Origin of the sequence: Pseudomonas lini (assembly GCF_030812475.1) — a bacterium.
Classification (GTDB): domain Bacteria; phylum Pseudomonadota; class Gammaproteobacteria; order Pseudomonadales; family Pseudomonadaceae; genus Aquipseudomonas; species Aquipseudomonas lini_A.
Genome location: NZ_JAUSSR010000016.1, coordinates 27,629 through 42,812 on the forward strand (window position 1 = coordinate 27,629; position 15,184 = coordinate 42,812).

General features: G+C 58.1%; 15 protein-coding genes and 1 pseudogene. 8 read left to right on the forward strand and 8 right to left on the reverse strand.

All coding sequences use genetic code 11. From position 1 onward, the window contains the following. The first annotated feature begins 9 nt into the window (after window positions 1–9). Together J2W17_RS26070 and J2W17_RS26075 are read left to right on the forward strand one after the other, a co-directional pair. Complete coding sequence (locus tag J2W17_RS26070; RefSeq protein WP_307341501.1) at window positions 10–360, forward strand: DUF2515 family protein; 351 nt, start codon at window positions 10–12, stop codon at window positions 358–360. Beyond that, on the forward strand, window positions 357–974 hold the full coding sequence (locus J2W17_RS26075; RefSeq protein WP_307341504.1) for a hypothetical protein: 618 nt from the start codon (window positions 357–359) through the stop codon (window positions 972–974). The genes J2W17_RS26070 and J2W17_RS26075 overlap by 4 nt, the downstream gene beginning before the upstream one ends. A gap of 605 nt (window positions 975–1,579) precedes the next feature. Here the strand turns inward: J2W17_RS26075 and ilvD are convergent. Next, the gene (gene ilvD / locus J2W17_RS26080; protein ID WP_307341507.1) at window positions 1,580–3,421 is read right to left on the reverse strand and encodes a dihydroxy-acid dehydratase; all 1,842 of its coding nucleotides are present in this window, start codon (window positions 3,419–3,421) and stop codon (window positions 1,580–1,582) included. A gap of 436 nt (window positions 3,422–3,857) precedes the next feature. Between ilvD and J2W17_RS26085 the strand changes: the two genes are divergently transcribed. Then, window positions 3,858–4,316 carry an REP-associated tyrosine transposase gene (locus J2W17_RS26085; protein WP_307341510.1) on the forward strand — a complete coding sequence of 153 codons (459 nt, stop codon included), beginning with the start codon at window positions 3,858–3,860 and terminating at the stop codon, window positions 4,314–4,316. A 130-nt stretch (window positions 4,317–4,446) separates the two neighbouring features. Here J2W17_RS26085 and J2W17_RS26090 read toward each other — a convergent pair whose 3' ends face one another. Beyond that, window positions 4,447–5,643 (reverse strand): class I SAM-dependent rRNA methyltransferase, encoded by a 1,197-nt coding sequence (locus J2W17_RS26090; protein WP_150767638.1) that lies wholly within the window; start codon window positions 5,641–5,643, stop codon window positions 4,447–4,449. A gap of 374 nt (window positions 5,644–6,017) precedes the next feature. Here J2W17_RS26090 and J2W17_RS26095 point away from each other — a divergent pair, with 374 nt between their 5' ends. Genes J2W17_RS26095 through J2W17_RS26105 form a run of 3 tightly spaced genes read left to right on the forward strand, consistent with a single transcriptional unit; the run spans window position 6,018 to window position 8,046 of the window. After that, window positions 6,018–6,833, forward strand: coding sequence for an HDOD domain-containing protein (locus J2W17_RS26095; protein WP_307341785.1), 816 nt, complete (start codon window positions 6,018–6,020; stop codon window positions 6,831–6,833). Between the two features lie 24 nt (window positions 6,834–6,857). Then, window positions 6,858–7,670, forward strand: a complete 813-nt coding sequence (gene mutM, locus J2W17_RS26100) for a bifunctional DNA-formamidopyrimidine glycosylase/DNA-(apurinic or apyrimidinic site) lyase (RefSeq protein WP_307341515.1) — start codon at window positions 6,858–6,860, stop codon at window positions 7,668–7,670. A 52-nt stretch (window positions 7,671–7,722) separates the two neighbouring features. Next, window positions 7,723–8,046 (forward strand): multidrug transporter, encoded by a 324-nt coding sequence (locus J2W17_RS26105; RefSeq protein ID WP_307341518.1) that lies wholly within the window; start codon window positions 7,723–7,725, stop codon window positions 8,044–8,046. Window positions 8,047–8,199: 153 nt separating this feature from the next. On the opposite strand, the gene J2W17_RS26110 is transcribed toward J2W17_RS26105, so the two are convergent. From J2W17_RS26110 to J2W17_RS26125, 4 genes and pseudogenes are all read right to left on the reverse strand, one after another. Then, window positions 8,200–8,451 carry a YfhL family 4Fe-4S dicluster ferredoxin gene (locus tag J2W17_RS26110; RefSeq protein WP_056738918.1) on the reverse strand — a complete coding sequence of 84 codons (252 nt, stop codon included), beginning with the start codon at window positions 8,449–8,451 and terminating at the stop codon, window positions 8,200–8,202. Window positions 8,452–8,645: 194 nt separating this feature from the next. Next, the gene (gene coaD, locus J2W17_RS26115) at window positions 8,646–9,125 is read right to left on the reverse strand and encodes a pantetheine-phosphate adenylyltransferase (RefSeq protein WP_307341523.1); all 480 of its coding nucleotides are present in this window, start codon (window positions 9,123–9,125) and stop codon (window positions 8,646–8,648) included. A 151-nt stretch (window positions 9,126–9,276) separates the two neighbouring features. Further along, window positions 9,277–9,357, reverse strand: a pseudogene (locus J2W17_RS26120) (twin-arginine translocation pathway signal protein); the annotation flags it as partial. A 28-nt stretch (window positions 9,358–9,385) separates the two neighbouring features. Then, window positions 9,386–10,816, reverse strand: coding sequence for a coniferyl aldehyde dehydrogenase (locus tag J2W17_RS26125; RefSeq protein ID WP_307341525.1), 1,431 nt, complete (start codon window positions 10,814–10,816; stop codon window positions 9,386–9,388). A gap of 145 nt (window positions 10,817–10,961) precedes the next feature. Between J2W17_RS26125 and J2W17_RS26130 the strand changes: the two genes are divergently transcribed. Both J2W17_RS26130 and J2W17_RS26135 read left to right on the forward strand, forming a co-directional pair. Next, window positions 10,962–11,633 carry a TetR/AcrR family transcriptional regulator gene (locus tag J2W17_RS26130; protein WP_307341527.1) on the forward strand — a complete coding sequence of 224 codons (672 nt, stop codon included), beginning with the start codon at window positions 10,962–10,964 and terminating at the stop codon, window positions 11,631–11,633. Window positions 11,634–11,675: 42 nt separating this feature from the next. Next, window positions 11,676–12,530 (forward strand): sulfurtransferase, encoded by an 855-nt coding sequence (locus J2W17_RS26135; protein WP_307341531.1) that lies wholly within the window; start codon window positions 11,676–11,678, stop codon window positions 12,528–12,530. A gap of 13 nt (window positions 12,531–12,543) precedes the next feature. Here the strand turns inward: J2W17_RS26135 and J2W17_RS26140 are convergent, their stop codons facing one another. Together J2W17_RS26140 and J2W17_RS26145 are read right to left on the reverse strand one after the other, a co-directional pair. Further along, on the reverse strand, window positions 12,544–13,542 hold the full coding sequence (locus J2W17_RS26140; RefSeq protein WP_307341534.1) for a hydrolase: 999 nt from the start codon (window positions 13,540–13,542) through the stop codon (window positions 12,544–12,546). Between the two features lie 156 nt (window positions 13,543–13,698). Beyond that, on the reverse strand, window positions 13,699–14,967 hold the full coding sequence (locus J2W17_RS26145) for a M16 family metallopeptidase (protein ID WP_307341537.1): 1,269 nt from the start codon (window positions 14,965–14,967) through the stop codon (window positions 13,699–13,701). Window positions 14,968–15,184: the final 217 nt, after the last annotated feature.

Here is a 15,184-nt window from a genome sequence, read left to right on the forward strand (position 1 = left end):
GACGCAACAATGGTTCCGATCAAAACACATTTACAGAAGAACATCCTGCAACCAGCGATGTACAACAACGTGCAATTGGTACGTTTGCTACGTGGCAACCATTTCTCCTATTTCACGAATTTCCCCTCCGATGCTGCGGCAGCGGTTGAGCTGACTCTGGCCAGCCAGTGCCATTCCAGTGAAGACGGGCGCACCGTGGGCTTCAGCAATGAATACTTTGCCAACCTGGCCGATATCCATCAGCGCATGCCTTTCGTACTCAAGGCCGCGGCGCAATTTGATGAGCTGCTACGACGCTCTGATCGTCATCTGATCGAACAGGCGATTCTGGACATTGCCGCTGGACGGGGTGTGCGATGAATCTGGTGCGCCGCATGAATTGGCGACGGAAGGTTTTGGCCATTGCAGTCGCGGCTCTGCTGACAATGGCGGTGATGCGAGCGCTATCGGATGAGCCGGAAATTGCGCTAGTGATCGGCGAACCTTGGGAAGCCATGCGCCTGCGCTCCAGCGCGGTCATTGATCCGGTTTTTCCTGGGTACTCCTGGTTCAATACACCCAAGTCTGACGCGCGCCTACGTTTTATCGATTATCAATTTGGGTTCGTGACCCCGTTGGCTCGCTTTTTTACGGTTAGTTTCGATCGTGATGGGTTAGTCAGAAGTCTCCGCATGTCCCCGCAAATCGAGCCGCTGTTACTCGACGATACACTCAAGGTCGTGCTGGATTTGCAGGAGCAATGGCGCCACGGCGGCTGGATACCCGTTCGGGTCAACGACGACCCACCATTTGCTGACACTCCCGAATGGCGGGCCCGATTGCGAGACGTGAATAAAGGAGGCACGTCTACCTGGCAAGCAGGTAATCAGTATCAAGTGATGCTGGTGGTCAATCGCTTCAGAGACGACAAGCGCCCCAAAGAGGAGCGTTATCTTATCAAGTTACAAGTTGCCAGGCCGTGGGTGAATCCTTGACTTCGCGAGTCGAAGGCATAAGTAACGCTCTCATTTGGCCGAGAATTTATGCAGCTTAAGAGTTATTTTAATGGAGTAGATTAGACATGGTGCTACGCATTCTTTGGTCAGCAATGTATCTAATTGGAGGCGTCTTGCCTGCTTTCGGATTGGCTCTGCTAACCTCGTTCCTTATGATTTCAGGGGAAGCCTTTGGCATAATAATAAGTATATTCATATGGTCAGGGGCCGCTGGTCTAGGTTTGGCGGCGCTGAATACGCCCAAAGATACCGGGTCGCGTCGCAGGCGTATTGTTTCGGTAATGTTAATAATGGGGTTGATAGTCATGTCCCCAGTATTGTTTGTTTCGTTAGAGAACCCCAGCGACAAGGTTTGGTTTAATGCGTCAATTTTGGGTCCGACATTATTGGCATTTCTATATCTCGGGCAGGCTGCGTTTATTTCTAGCTCCGACAAGTGATGACGCTCAGCCCTGAATATGCCCTCTGGAGTTTGCTTTGCGTTGGTAAGTTAGAAGTCACAAGACGTGATGTAATTGGCTGATAATTCATCCCAAAAAAATACCCCGCACTTGGCGGGGCATTTTTATTGCGACAACTGACGCTTACAGCCCATCAAGCATCGCCTTGTTACGCACAGCACCCTTGTCGGCACTGGTCGCCAGCAAGGCATAGGCCTTCAACGCAGTAGTCACCTTACGCGGACGCTTCTCCACCGGTTTCCAACCCTTCTGATCCTGCTCAGCCCGGCGACCGGCCATCTCTTCATCGCTGATCAACAGGTTGATCGAACGGTTCGGAATGTCGATCAACACCTTGTCGCCGTCCTGCACCAGACCGATCGCGCCGCCAGCCGCCGCTTCCGGCGAAGCATGGCCGATGGACAGGCCCGAAGTACCGCCGGAGAAACGGCCATCGGTGAGCAGGGCGCAGGCTTTGCCCAGGCCTTTGGATTTCAGGTAGGACGTCGGGTACAGCATTTCCTGCATGCCCGGGCCGCCTTTCGGGCCTTCGTAACGGATGATCACGATGTCGCCGGCCTTCACTTCATCGGCGAGGATGCCGCGTACGGCGCTGTCCTGGCTTTCGAAGATCTTCGCGTTGCCTTCGAAGACATGGATCGACTCGTCGACGCCGGCCGTTTTCACCACGCAGCCGTCCTGGGCGATGTTGCCGTAGAGAACGGCCAGGCCGCCTTCTTTCGAATAGGCGTGTTCGACACTGCGGATGCAGCCGTTTTCACGATCGTCGTCCAGGGTTTCCCAACGGGTCGACTGGCTGAAAGCTGTTTGCGTCGGGATACCCGCCGGGCCGGCCTTGAAGAAGTGATGCACCGCTTCGTCGTCGGTCTGGGTGATGTCCCACTTGGCGATGCCTTCGGCCAGGGTCTTGCTGTGTACGGTCGGCAGGTCGGTGTGCAGCAAGCCGCCACGGGACAGCGAGCCGAGGATGCTGAAGATCCCGCCGGCGCGGTGCACGTCTTCCATGTGGTACTTCTGGATGTTCGGCGCGACTTTGCACAGTTGCGGCACGTGGCGTGAAAGACGGTCGATGTCGCGCAGGTCGAAATCGATCTCGGCTTCCTGGGCCGCGGCCAGCAAGTGCAGGATGGTGTTGGTGGAACCGCCCATGGCGATGTCCAGGGTCATGGCGTTTTCGAACGCCTTGAAATTGGCGATGTTGCGCGGCAACACCGACTCATCGTTGTCGGTGTAGTAACGCTTGCACAGCTCGACGATGGTGCGGCCGGCCTGCAGGAACAGCTGTTCGCGGTCGCTGTGGGTGGCCAGGGTTGAACCGTTGCCCGGCAATGCCAGGCCCAGCGCTTCAACCAGGCAGTTCATCGAGTTGGCGGTGAACATGCCGGAGCACGAACCGCACGTCGGGCAGGCGCTGCGCTCGTACTCCGCAACCTTCTCGTCAGAAGCGCTGGAGTCCGCGGCGATCACCATGGCGTCGACCAGGTCGAGGCCGTGGCTGGCCAGTTTGGTCTTGCCGGCTTCCATCGGGCCGCCGGAAACGAAGATCACCGGAATGTTCAGGCGCAGGGCGGCCATCAGCATGCCAGGGGTGATCTTGTCGCAGTTGGAGATGCAGACAATGGCGTCGGCGCAGTGGGCGTTGACCATGTATTCGACGGAGTCGGCGATGATCTCGCGGCTCGGCAGCGAATACAGCATGCCGTCGTGACCCATGGCGATGCCGTCATCCACGGCGATGGTGTTGAATTCTTTCGCTACACCGCCAGCGCGTTCGATCTCGCGGGCGACCAGTTGGCCCAGGTCCTTGAGGTGGACGTGGCCCGGTACGAACTGGGTGAAGGAGTTGGCAATGGCGATGATCGGCTTTTTGAAGTCGTCATCTTTCATCCCCGTGGCGCGCCACAATGCGCGGGCACCGGCCATGTTGCGGCCGTGGGTGGATGTTTTCGAGCGGTAATCAGGCATGAAGCACTCCGGGCGGTTAATCAGGTATCAAAAGGGAAGTGAGCTTCTATTGACGTCTGGAACACCCGGTAATGGCCGTGTGTCTGGAAGTTGCCGATAACTTTGCGGGATCGCCGCGCGCTTCAGCTTGAGCTCATAAACCCGCCGGGGGATGACTGGCGATGAATGTGGCGATTCTACACGGCTGGCGGTGGGAGGGAATGCCTCCAAGCCATTCATGAGACATGTGGAATAACGCAATCCTGTAGGAGCGAGCATGCTCGCGATGAACCTGAGAACGCCGCTGGGTGTCAGACACCCAGCGTTATCGTTAACGACCATCGCGAGCATGCTCGCTCCTACAGATAAAACGACATAATTCGATTCTCTATTATCACGACAGCTTCGCACGTGGCGTCTAACGTTTTCTCTTCCATCCATTGAAGAGGACGACGGAATGTCCAACACGCCACACGGCCACCGTTTGCGCTCAGGCCGGCACTCAGAACAGGGCCGCAATTACCTGCTCACCGCTGTAACCCACGAACGAAGCCCGGTTTTCAAGGATTGGCGTATGGGACGACTTCTCGTGCACGAATTCAGAAGGGCGCATGAAGCCGGAAAGGTTACCTCCATCGCTTGGGTAGTCATGCCGGATCACTTCCACTGGCTGATTGAGTTGCACAGCGGTGATTTGCCGAAACTGATGCAAGCCACCAAAGCCCAAAGTGCTCGCGCTATCAACCTGAAGCGAGGTCAGCCGGAGAGGCTATGGCAGAAGGGCTATTTCGACCGGGCGTTGCGCTGGGAGGAGGATCTGAAAGTGGCCGCTCGATACATCATCGCCAACCCGTTACGCGCGGGGCTTGTCGACCACGTCGGTGAATATCCGCTGTGGGATGCAATGTGGTTCTGACGCGCCTTTAACGCCCTCTGTAGGAGCGAGCACGCTCGCGATGAACCAGAAAACGCTGCTGGGTGTCAGACACCCAGCGTTATCGTTAGCGACCATCGCGAGCGTGCTCGCTCCTACAGGGGGACAGGGGTTAGCTGTTTGGCAGCAACCGGCACGTAATGCTCTTGATGTAACGAGTCTCGGCAATCGCCGGGTGAACGGGATGATCCGGCCCTTGGCCGCCGCGTTCCAGCATCTGGATGTTGCGGTCCAGGTGGCGGGCGCTGGTCAGCAGGATGTTCTGCAGATCGTCTTCCGGCAGGTGCATCGAGCACGAAGCGCTGATCAGGATGCCGTCTTTACTGAGCAGGCGCATGGCTTGCTCGTTCAGGCGGCGGTAGGCGCCTTCGCCGTTCTTCATGTCTTTCTTGCGTTTGATGAATGCCGGCGGGTCGGCGACGATGACGTCGAAGCGTTCTTCGCTGGCTTTCAATTCCTTCAGGGCTTCGAACACGTCGCCTTCGATGCAGGTCATCTTCTCGGCGAAGCCGTTCAACGCGGCGTTGCGCTCGACGCCGTCGAGGGCGAAGGCCGAAGCGTCGACGCAGAACACTTCACTGGCGCCGAACGCGGCGGCTTGCACGCCCCAGCCGCCGATGTAGCTGTACAGGTCCAGTACGCGTTTGCCTTTGGCGTAGGGTGCCAAACGTGCGCGGTTCATGCGGTGATCATAGAACCAGCCGGTCTTCTGGCCCTGGATGACGGGCGCTTCGAATTTCACGCCGTTCTCTTCCAGCGCGACCCATTCCGGCACCAGGCCGAACACGGTTTCGACGTAGCGGTTGAGGCCTTCGGCATCGCGTGCGGCGGAATCGTTCTTGAACAGAATGCCGCTTGGCTTGATGACTTGAGTCAGCGCCGCGATCACGTCTTCTTTATGGGCTTCCATGGTCGCCGAGGCGATCTGCACCACCAGGATGTCGCCGAAACGATCGACCACCAGACCTGGCAGCAGGTCGGAGTCGCCGTAGACCAGGCGGTAGAACGGCTTGTCGAACAGGCGCTCGCGCAGGGACAGGGCCACGTTCAGGCGGTGCACCAGCAGCGATTTATCCAGCGGCAACTTGATATCCCGCGACAGCAGGCGCGCACAGATCAGGTTGTTCGGGCTCATGGCAACGATGCCCAGCGGCTTGCCGCTGGCGGCTTCGAGGATCGCCTGATCACCGGCCTTGAAGCCGTGCAACGGCGTGGCGGCGACATCGATTTCGTTGCTGTAGACCCACAGGTGGCCGTTTCGCAGGCGTCGGTCGGCGTTGGCTTTGAGGCGCAGGCTAGGCAGGGACATGACGTCGCTCCGGAAAAAAGAGCGGGAGTATAGCGTGTTGCGACTTGTGACGGGCTTGGTGGCGATGAAACGCGGACGACGTCTTCGCCGGCAAGCCGGTCTCGCTCCCACAGTGATTTCCAGTGAACTCAAGATTTGTGTGCGACGCAGATCCACTGTGGGAGCGAGCCTGCTCGCGAAAGCGGTTTCGAATTTTACGCAGAGGACGTGCTAATCAATTCACGATTAAACGCAGCAATATCAACGGCGATTGGCACGTCGGTGTGTCGGATCCAACTTCTTAACGGTTAGAATTGCCACCTGACCCTGAGTGCGTATTTATGTTCCAAGAGCTGACCACTGAACAGATCCGACAGTCCCTGCAAGGCATCAGCGTGCCGGCCCAACCGCAAATCATGGTGGATTTGCAGATGGAGCAGTACATGCCCGACCCGGATCTGGACGTGATCGCCAGGTTGATCTCCCAAGACCCTGGCCTCTCTGGCTCGTTGCTGAAAATCGTCAATTCGCCCTATTACGGCTTGAGCAACAAGATTGCCTCGATCAAGCGGGCGGTGAATCTGCTGGGCAGCCGGTCGATCATCAACCTGATCAACGCACAGTCGATCAAAGGCGAAATGAACGACGACACCATTGTCACCTTGAACCGTTTCTGGGACACCGCCCAGGATGTGGCGATGACCTGCCTGAACCTGGCCAGGCACATCGGCACCCAGGCGGGCGATGAAGCATATGCACTGGGCCTGTTCCACGATTGTGGCGTACCCTTGATGCTCCAGCGTTTCCCGAACTACATGAGCGTTCTGGAAGAGGCCTACGCCAGCGCCAGTGCGGAATGCCGGGTGGTGGACACCGAGAATCGGATGTTCAACACTAACCATGCAGTGGTCGGTTATTACACAGCCAAGTCCTGGCGCCTGCCGGAGCATGTGACCACGGCCATTGCCAATCACCATAATGCCCTGGCGATCTTCAGCGATGATTCGTCGCGCAACAGCCAGCTGAAAAACCTGCTGGGGATCCTGAAGATGGCCGAGCACATCTGTGCGTCTTGTCGGGTGCTGGGTAACCAGACCGAGGACCACGAGTGGAACAGCATCGGGCCCTTGGTTCTCGATCACGCCGGCCTCTCGGATTACGACTTCGAGACCCTCACACAAACCCTTCGCGACCTCAGCGCTCATCGCTGAGCGACAGCCTGATTCGAGAGCCCTATGCCTGAACTGCCGGAAGTCGAAACCACCCGCCGCGGGATTGCGCCACACCTGGAAGGCCAGCGCGTCAGCCGGGTCATCGTGCGGGATCGCCGTCTGCGTTGGCCGATCCCGGAAGACCTCGATGTGCGGCTGTCCGGCCAGCGCATCGTGCTGGTGGAACGACGGGCCAAGTACCTGCTGATCAATGCCGAAGTTGGCACACTTATCAGTCATTTGGGGATGTCGGGCAATTTGCGTCTGGTGGAAGTCGGCATGCCGGCGGCCAAGCACGAGCATGTGGACATCGAGCTGGAATCGGGGCTGGCCCTGCGCTATACCGACCCGCGCCGGTTTGGCGCGATGCTCTGGAGTCTGGATCCGCTCAACCATGAATTACTGATTCGCCTGGGGCCGGAGCCGTTGACCGATCTGTTCGATGGCGAGCGTTTATTTCAGCTGTCGCGAGCACGCTCCATGGCGGTCAAGCCGTTCATCATGGACAACGCGGTCGTGGTCGGTGTCGGCAATATCTACGCCACCGAAGCGCTGTTCGCCGCAGGCATCGACCCGCGCCGGGAGGCGAAAAGCATTTCCCGGGCGCGCTATCTGAAGTTGGCGATAGAGATCAAACGCATCCTCGCACACGCCATCGAGCGCGGCGGCACCACATTGCGCGATTTTATCGGCGGTGACGGTCAACCCGGTTACTTCCAGCAGGAATTGTTCGTTTACGGCCGCGGCAATGAGCATTGTAAGATCTGCGCAACGCAATTGCGGGAAGTCAAACTCGGGCAGCGTGCCAGCGTGTTTTGCCCGCGTTGTCAAAGCTGACAGGTCCTTGGGGCTATAGTCAGTACTCACTGCCTAGCCGAAGGACCGTGCCATGAACCTGTATCGAACCCTTGTCGTCGTTCTGCTGCTGAGTGTCGGTACGCCCGTGCTGGCGGCGAACTCGGGTAGCGGCGACCCGCGTTACACCATCCAGAATCCCCCCGCATACGCCATGATCGGCGATTTGCTGATCGCCCGACCCTTGCTGGTCGTGGCGACGGTGATCGGTGCCGGGGTGTTTGTGGTGTCGTTGCCGTTCACCGTGCTGGGCGGTGGCGTGGGCGATGCCGGCCAGGCGTTGGTGGTAGACCCGGCGAAAGCGGCGTTTGTGCGATGTCTGGGGTGTATCGGGGAGGGGTTTGAGCAGAGGGAGTGAATTCGGTGTGGCTGATGGCCTGATCGCGGGCAAGCCCGCTCCCACAGTAATCTGTTGTGTTCACTCCATCGGATCAACAACACAGATCCACTGTTGGAGCGAGACCTGCTTGCCGGCGAAAAAGCCGGCACAAACGCTACAAAAACATCAGGCTCACGCCTTGCCGGTAATCTTCAGGTACTTCTCCATCAACTGCTCTTCAGTCTCCGGATGCGCTTCGTCCAGCGGAATGCAATCCACCGGGCAAACCTGCTGGCACTGTGGTTCGTCATAATGGCCAACGCACTGGGTGCACAGGTTCGGGTCGATCACATAGATCTCTTCGCCCTGGGAGATGGCGGCGTTCGGGCACTCGGGTTCGCAGACGTCGCAGTTGATGCAATCGTCGGTGATGATCAGGGACATGCTAACTCCAGCCAGGGCGGAATACCCGGGCACAATAAATCAATGCGCACAATTGTGCCGCATTAGCGCCCGCAGTGCACGCAGGTGCGACGTACTGTCGGGTCGGCTTGCTGCGGGCGGCGTTCCGACGAAAGCGGTGTTCAGGTACACCGCGTTGCATTGATCGCCAGCAAGCCGGCTCCTACAGTCCGGAATTACTTCTTGAAGCGTTCGGTCAGCGCGTCCGCTACCGCCGGGTGGACGAACTTGGTGATATCACCGCCCAAGGTTGCGATTTCACGCACCAGCGTCGAAGAAATGTACGAATAACGCTCGGACGGAGTAAGGAACAGACTCTCCACATCCGGTGCCAGCTGTCGGTTCATGTTGGCAAGCTGGAATTCATATTCGAAGTCCGACACCGCACGCAAGCCACGCAGGAACACGTTGGCGTTCTTCTCTTTGGCGAAGTGCGCCAGCAGCGAAGAGAAACCGACGACTTCTACGTTGGGCAAATGTTTAGTGACCTCGCGTGCCATTGCCACACGCTGTTCCAGGGGAAACAGCGGGTTTTTCTTCGGGCTGGCTGCGACGGCGATGATCACATGATCGAACAGGCGCGAGGCGCGTTCGACCAGATCGCCATGGCCCTTGGTAATAGGGTCGAAGGTACCTGGGTACAACACTCGGTTCATCGCGTCGTCCTGGCGGGAGTCCGTTGGGGACTCGGATGGTATCGCAGCCTTCCCTGTCGGGAAAGTCGCCTGTTGGGTAAGAAAGCACTATAGACGATCGCAATATTCTCCCTTTTCACGGGTTTTTCAAACGTTCGGCCAAGGAAGCGATTAGAAAGGCGCTGGCACCCAAGCTGAATTTCAACAGGTCGCGCCGGGACAATTCGTGGGTATCGGACAGACTGAGGCTTATTATTTTTATCACCCGGCAGTAACGATCGCTAGCGGATAAACAGCTTCTGAATCAGTTTCTGAATGGATTTGCCATAGGGCGGGTAGATCAGTTTCGCCGCGTTGAAGCGTTGTTTGGTCAGCACGCCCTTGGCCTTGCTGAAGGTCAGGAAGCCTTCGTGGCCGTGGTAATGACCCATGCCGGAGGCGCCGATACCGCCGAACGGCATATCGTCCTGAGCGACATGCAGCAGGGTGTCATTGAGGCAGACCCCACCGGAATGGGTCTCGCTGAGCACGCGGTTTTGCTCGCGCTTGTCGTAGCCGAAGTAATACAGCGCCAGCGGACGAGGTCGTTTGTTGATGTAGGCAAAAGCTTCGTCCAGATCCCTGTAGGGCACGATCGGCAGCAGCGGACCGAAGATCTCGTCTTGCATCACCGTCATCTCGTCAGTGACATTGAGCAGCAGGCTGTGGCTCATGCGCCGGCCCTGGCCCTGATCGAACAAAGGAATCAGCAGCGCGCCTTTGCTGGTGGCGTCGCTCAGGTATCCGTTGAGGCGCTGCAGCTGTCGTTCATTGATGATCGCGGTGTAGTCCGGGTTGTCCGCCAGGGTCGGATAAAACCCGCGAACGGCACGGCGATACGCCTCGACGAAGGAACCCACACGATCTTCCGGCACCAGTACGTAGTCCGGGGCCACGCAGGTTTGTCCGGCATTGAGCGTCTTGCCGAACGCGATGCGTTCGGCGGCATCCTTGAGGGGCACGTCGCGAGAGACGATGGCCGGAGACTTTCCGCCCAGTTCAAGGGTCACCGGTGTCAGGTTCTCGGCCGCCGCGCGCATCACCTGTTTGCCGACACTGGTAGCGCCGGTGAACAGCAGGTGATCGAAGCGCAACCGGGAGAAGGCCACGCCGATATCGGTTTCGCCCAGCACCACGCAAACCAGGTCCTGGGGAAAGATTCTCCCCAGCAGTTCCTTGAGCAGCAGCCCGGTGGCAGGCGTGGATTCGCTGAGCTTGAGCATCACCCGATTGCCCGCTGACAACGCGCCCACCAGCGGGCCGATGGCCAGGTACAACGGGTAGTTCCACGGCACGATTACGCCGACCACGCCCAACGGTTGATAAACGACCTTGGCCGAGGCCGGTTGAAAGGCAATGCCGACCTTGCGTCGTGACGCTTTCATCCAGCTTCTGAGGTGCTGGCTGGCGTAATGGATGCAATGCAGGCTGGGCATCAGTTCGGCAAGCAGGGTTTCATCGGCGCTGCGATGACTGAAGTCCTGGTCGATCGCATCGATCAAGGCCTGGCGTTCATTGCTCAGAAGATCCCGTAGCGCCTTGAGCCATTGCTGGCGTTGTGCCGCTGGCGGCATGGGGTTGCCGGCATACGCGGCACGTTGGGTGTCGAACAAGGCTTGGAGTTCTGCCAGTGGCTGCTGTAGGTTCTGCAGGTAGGCGATGTCAGCAGTCATTGTCAGCTCCGGATTATTTTTTATGAGGAACTTTTTAGAGTCTATACTCTATAAAGTCAAATGGCATCTGACGCAGCTTTGTTTTATCCGCGTCCGGATAGGTCGTAAGATGCCCGTCACCGCACTCTGAATTTAAGCTCAAGCCATGGCCCCAAGGATCAAAACCAGCGAGCGCATCGTGCAGAACAGCCTGGAGCTGTTCAATCAGCAGGGCGAGCGCAGTATCAGTACCAACCACATTGCCGCCCATATGGAAATATCTCCCGGCAATCTGTACTACCACTTCCCTAACAAGCAGGCGATCATCGCCGTGCTGTTCAGCGAGTACGAAAGTCTGGTGGACAGTTTCCTGCGCCCGCCCCAGGGCCGCGCCGCGACGGTCGAGGACAAGCGTTACTACCTCAAGGAATTGCTCGCGGCCATGTGGCGCTATCGATTTCTGCATCGCGACCTGGAGCATTTGCTCGACAGCGATCCAGAGCTCGCCGCACGTTACCGACGCTTTTCCCAGCGTTGCGTGATTCAGGGATCGGCCATCTACAAGGGGTTCGTCGAGGCCGGTATCTTGAAGATGGACCGGGTGCAGATCGAATCCCTGACTATCAACGCCTGGATCATTCTTACGTCCTGGGTGCGTTTTCTGTGTACGACGCGGGAAAACTCCAACCACTTGAGCGAACAAGCTATTAAACGCGGTGTTTATCAGGTGCTGGTGCTGGAGGCCGGCTTCGTCACGGATCAGTCCCGGGAGGCGGTCAACGCGCTGTTCGAGGAGTTTTACGTGCCACTGGCCCAGGCGCTTGAAGAAGTGGGTTAGAAAGAGCTACAGAATCGACTACCGCCATCACAGGAGCCCGTTATGCCCATTGCGCAACTGATCAGCCCGCAAGCGTTGGACCTGAAGAAGGATCAGCCGGGGCTGGTGATTCTGGATTGTCGTTATGCCCTCGAAGACCCGGACTATGGCCAGCGCAGCTATGCCGAAGGGCATATTGCCGGTTCGAGCTTTGCCGATCTTGAGCGTGATTTGAGCGGGGCGGTGGTCAAGGGGGGGACGGGTCGCCACCCGTTGCCTGAGCCTGAAGCCTTGATCGAACGCCTGCAAGCCTGGGGCATCGATGCCGACAGCGATGTGGTTTTGTACGACGACGGTCCCGGTGCCTTCGCGGCGCGGGCCTGGTGGTTGCTGGCCTGGCTGGGCAAGCGCGACGGCGTGTTTATTCTTGATGGCGGGCTGAAAGCCTGGCATGCCGCAGGTTTACCGCTGAGTCTGGATGCGCCCGATATTGAACGCGGGACCTTCACGGGGGGGCCGGACAACTCGCTCATCCTGGACGCCGAAGCCCTTGCACAACGTCTCGGCCAGCCTGGGCTGACCTTGCTCGACGCCCGGGCCTTGCCGCGCTTCAAGGGTGAAGTGGAACCCATAGACCCGATCGCCGGGCATATCCCGGGCGCGCAATGTGCGGCGTTCACCGACAACCTGGGCAGCGACGGGCGTTTCCTGCCGGCCGATCAGCTCAAGCAACGGTTCGCCGCAAAACTTGGCGATCGTTCGCCGACTGATCTGGTGGCGTATTGCGGTTCCGGGGTGACGGCTTGTCACAACCTGTTCGCCTTGTGCCTGGCGGGTTATCCGTTGGGGGCGTTGTATGCCGGATCGTGGAGCGAGTGGATCAATGATCCGACGCGGGGCGTCGCCACTGGCGAGTGAACGCAAAACCGGTTTACTCACGACCCGCAGCGGCCAGCCACTGCGGAATGCGCCGTTCCAGGTAGTAACCCGGCTGCCTTAACGAGCCATCGACGAAGCCGACATGCCCGCCCTTGGCTTGTAGCTCGAATTGAATGCAGTCGGAAAGCTCTTCTGCTTGCGGCAGGCTGTGAGGGAAGACAAAAGGGTCGTCCGCCGCCTGGATGATCAGGGTCGGCGTGCGGATCTCTCCCAGGAAATAACGGCTCGAAGCGCGACGATAGTAATCATGCGCATCGACAAATCCATGCAGCGGCGCTGTTACCCGGCCATCGAAATCCCAGAACGTGCGCATGTTTTCCAGCGAACCAAGGGCCGTCAATGCCGCCAGTCCATCCTCGCGCCCGTCATGCAAGAACTGGCGCTGCTTATTCTTGATATAGGCCACCATCTCGCGCATGAAATGCGCCTGGTAGACCTTCGACAGTCCCTGGCCGATACGGTCGGCGCACTGATCGAGGCGAAACGGCACCGACACCGCCACGGCACCGAGCACGCCGCTGTCACTGCCAGTCTCGCCCAAATGCTTGAGCAACACGTTGCCCCCCAGGGAATAACCAACCGCATACAGAGGGGCGAGCGGCCGTTTGGCCCGCAGGTGCTTGATGGTTTCCGCGAGATCTTCGCTGGCACCGGAATGGTAGCTGCGCGGTAACAGATTGGGTTCGCCCGAGCAGCCGCGCCAGTTCAGCGCGACGCTGGCCCAGCCCTGAATAGCCAGCGCCTTTTGCACTCCGGCTACGTAAGGCGAATTCGACGAACCGGTGAGTCCGTGCAACACCAGCACCAATGGCGCATCGGCGGTGTGCGGGCCGTGCCAGTCCAGGTCGAGGAAGTCTCCATCCTCGAGCCACAGGCGTTCGCGCTTGCGTTCGATATGGGTGGTTTTGCGCCAAAGGGGTCCCCACAAGGTTTGCAAGTGTGGATTGCCCAGGCCGAAGGCGGGGATGAAACGTTCTGATGGAAGGGGCACGATGGCTCTCGATGCAGCGGTGCGCAACCGTTGCGCACCTTTTTTCAGGCCGATCGGTTAGTCGGCGACCTCTGCCATACGTTGCCACAATGAGTAGCCTGTCCGCCCGGTTTTTTGCTGATGCAAGTAACCACCCAGAGCGGATGCCTGACCCTTTTATTCCTCGATGTCGCCACTTTCCTGTGTGACAGGAAAGATGTGCCCGACGCTTACACGGTCACGGGTGAGACAGGTCTGGACGGCGTACTGGATATCAGCCGGGGTGACACTTCGCAATTGTGCAACTTCAAGGTCTAGCAGCTGCCAGGGGTATCCGTTGCCTGCCAGCATGGCGATGAGTTCCGACTGTGCCCCTATGTCATCATAGGCACGCTGCCGTTCGGTGCTGACGGTATCGATGGCTTGCTCTATGTCGGCCAGGGAGAGCGGTGTGCTTCTCACCTCTTCCAATAACCTCCAGAAGCCGGCTTCCGCCTCATCGGGATCCCCATCGAAATAGTAAGCAAAGCTCAACCGGGCATCGCCTCGCTGATAGCGGTGCGAGTTGGAACGTATCAATGCAGGGTTTTGCCCGATAGTTGTCAGGTGCGCAGGCGTTGCCTGGGACAACAGGGCACCAATCACCTGCAGGGCCCTGACGGTTTGATGGTCCGTTGCAGTCGCGCTTGGGGTGTTGAAGACAATCAGCATCAGGGGATAACTGGTATCAAGATGCTGTGTAATCCGGCGATATCCCGGAGCTGACGGCCCACGAGCAACGGGTCGGTGTGGCGCATCGCACTTGGGAATACTACCGAAGTGTTTCTCCGCCAAGAATTTGACCTCGTCGGGCGTGATGTCGCCAGCAATGGACAATACTGCATTGTTCGGCCCATACCATGTCTTGTGCCATTGTTTGACTTGTTCCACAGTCAGTCGCTCAAGGTTGGCGGTAATACCCTCTGGCGGCCTGTAATAACTCGTACCAACCTCGATCAATGCTTCGAGTTCCGGGCTGAAGGAAATGGCCGATACAAACATCGACTTTTTTTTGCTACGCAAGATCATGAGATCCAGATAGCGGCGAATGACTTCATCCTGAAGGTCTTTCGTCATGATCGAGGACTGGATCTCGAATGCTGTTTCCAGATGTTCTCGCGGCAGGCGTACAACCTGGCTCAAGTTCTCACCGCCCCAACCTGTAGAGCTGCCGCCCAATTCTTTGGCGAGAGCAGTTTCACGCTCATAACCATCGAAAAGCGAATACAGAAGAAGTGAGCCAAGTCCCCATTCTTCGGGGTTTTCGTAGCTATCGCCTACGCAGTAGACGACTGTCGAACAAAATTCCGGGTTGCGGTGATCTTCACGCACAATGATCTTCAGGCCATTGTCGAGTGTGATCTCATGAGTGGGGCGAGAGGTGAGTTCGTTAGTGGGTATGTTCATGCGTTATTAGTCCAATGCGTCCATGCGAGTTATTTCGCACGTTGACGATGACTAAAAGCTGATGAGTCAACAACTGTAGATGTGTTGCTGCTTGAAAAAATGCGAAGGGACTGGAATGGCTGCAAGGATATTCGTTGATCAGCTTTTTGGACCCTCGATCAACCATGGCTATTGGGCGCTCGCTGCGTCCTCAGCGGACGCAGCGTTGTCCGTTGGA